The organism is Pseudomonas sp. GM84, from assembly GCF_000282535.1.
In the GTDB taxonomy this organism is placed as follows: Bacteria; Pseudomonadota; Gammaproteobacteria; order Pseudomonadales; family Pseudomonadaceae; genus Aquipseudomonas.
Genome location: NZ_AKJC01000038.1, coordinates 1 through 1,716, shown reverse-complemented (window position 1 = coordinate 1,716; position 1,716 = coordinate 1). Strand labels below are relative to the sequence as shown.

Below are 1,716 nucleotides of genomic sequence, written 5' to 3'. Positions count from 1 at the left end.
TGGGAGCCGGCTTGCCGGCGATGGGCCGCCACGCGGCCCCGCTTTTCCATGGCCGGCTACTGGGCCTGATAAATCTGGTCGAACACCCCGCCATCGTTGAAGAACTTGGGTTGTGCAGTCTTCCAGCCACCGAAGTCCTTGTCGATGGTTACCAGGTCCAGTTTCGGGAATTGCTTGCCGAATTCGGCAGCGACTTTCTCGTCACGTGGACGGTAGAAGTTCTCGGCGGCGATCTTCTGGCCTGCAGGGCTGTACAGGTGCTTGAGGTATTCCTCGGCGATCTTCTCGTTACCCTTTTTCTCGGCGTTCTTGTCGACCACGGCCACTGGTGGCTCGGCGAGGATCGACAGCGACGGCACGACGATTTCGAACTTGTCGCTGCCACCGTCTTCCTTGAGTGCCAGGAAGGCTTCGTTTTCCCAGGCCAGCAATACATCGCCCTGACCGTTGTTGACGAAGGTGATGGTCGAGCCACGGGCGCCGGTATCCAGCACCGGTACGTGCTTGAACAGCTCCTGCACGTAGGCCTTGGCCTTGTCTTCGCTGCCGCCCTGTTTCAGGCCATAGGCCCAGGCGGCCAGGAAGTTCCAGCGGGCGCCGCCGGAGGTTTTCGGGTTGGGGGTGATGACCGAGACGTCTTTCTTGATCAGGTCGCCCCAGTCCTTGATGCCTTTCGGGTTGCCCTTGCGCACCAGGAACACGATGGTCGAGGTGTACGGCGTGCTGGCGTCCGGCAGGCGCTTCTGCCAATCCGCCGGCAGGGTCTTGCCGAGCTTGGCGATTTCATCGATGTCGCCGGCCAGGGCCAGGGTCACCACGTCAGCGCGCAGGCCATCGATCACCGCACGGCCTTGCTTGCCCGAGCCGCCATGGGACTGCTGGATCTTCACCTTGTCATCCGGGTGAGCCTGCTGCCAGTGCTTGATGAATTCGGCGTTGTACTGCTGATACAGCTCACGGGTCGGGTCATAGGACACGTTCAGCAGTTCGTAGTCCTTGGCGATAGCGGAACCGGCAAAAACGGCACTGGCCAGGGCGGCGAGCGCATAACGGCGGATGGACATGGTGAAGCTCCCGATTGGCATTTTTCTAGTTTTGGAAGTGGGGCGGTATCAGCCGGGCTTGTTGCCGGGCTGCTGCAGGCGGAACTTCTCCTTGCGCTCGATCTGCACGACCTGCGCGTTGTGCACGGTAATCTCCACTGCACCGAAACGCAGGTCGCGCAAGGCGCTCTGGATCTCACGCAGAATGGTGGCTTCGTCCTGACCGTCGATGCTTCGCAGCGATGCGCTCATGCTCGTTCTCCTGTGAACAAGGGTGCCGGGCAGAGGTTTTGAAGGGGATTTGCGCCTGGCTTGAGAGCAATAGTAGTGAGGCGCGGATATTCTTAAAAATACTGTTTAAGAATTTTTATATAACTGTTTTGAGGGATTGGCAGGAAGCCTTTGTGGGAGCGGGCTTGCCCCGCGAATGCGATGGTGAATTCACTATCGCATTCGCGGGGCAAGCCCGCTCCTACAGAGGTCAATGTGCAGGTTTTTCGCTGTGTTCAGGTTCCTGGATCTTGTACCAGGCCACATACAGCGCCGGCAGGAACAGCAGCGTCAGCAGCGTTGCACTGATGATGCCGCCGATCATGGCGTAGGCCATCGGCCCCCAGAACACCTCACGGGCAATCGGGATCATGCCCAGGCTGGCGGGCGCCGCCGTCAGCAG

3 protein-coding genes are annotated in these 1,716 nt (G+C 59.9%); all 3 read right to left on the bottom strand.

Annotated features, from left to right (window positions below; genetic code table 11):
- Positions 1–56: 56 nt before the first annotated feature.
- Complete coding sequence (locus PMI38_RS02960; protein ID WP_008090479.1) at positions 57–1,064, bottom strand: sulfate ABC transporter substrate-binding protein; 1,008 nt, start codon at positions 1,062–1,064, stop codon at positions 57–59.
- A gap of 48 nt (positions 1,065–1,112) precedes the next feature.
- Positions 1,113–1,295, bottom strand: a complete 183-nt coding sequence (gene oscA, locus PMI38_RS02955; protein ID WP_003248957.1) for a sulfur starvation response protein OscA — start codon at positions 1,293–1,295, stop codon at positions 1,113–1,115.
- A gap of 229 nt (positions 1,296–1,524) precedes the next feature.
- A partial coding sequence (locus PMI38_RS02950; RefSeq protein ID WP_043272862.1) for a hypothetical protein occupies positions 1,525–1,716 on the bottom strand: 192 nt, incomplete at its 5' end.

What these genes read in the sequence shown, in the direction of transcription:
- PMI38_RS02960 (WP_008090479.1), bottom strand. Translation starts at nt 1,064, where the DNA reads ATGTCCATCCGCCGTTATGCGCTCGCCGCCCTGGCCAGTGCCGTTTTT.
- oscA (WP_003248957.1), bottom strand. Translation starts at nt 1,295, where the DNA reads ATGAGCGCATCGCTGCGAAGCATCGACGGTCAGGACGAAGCCACCATT.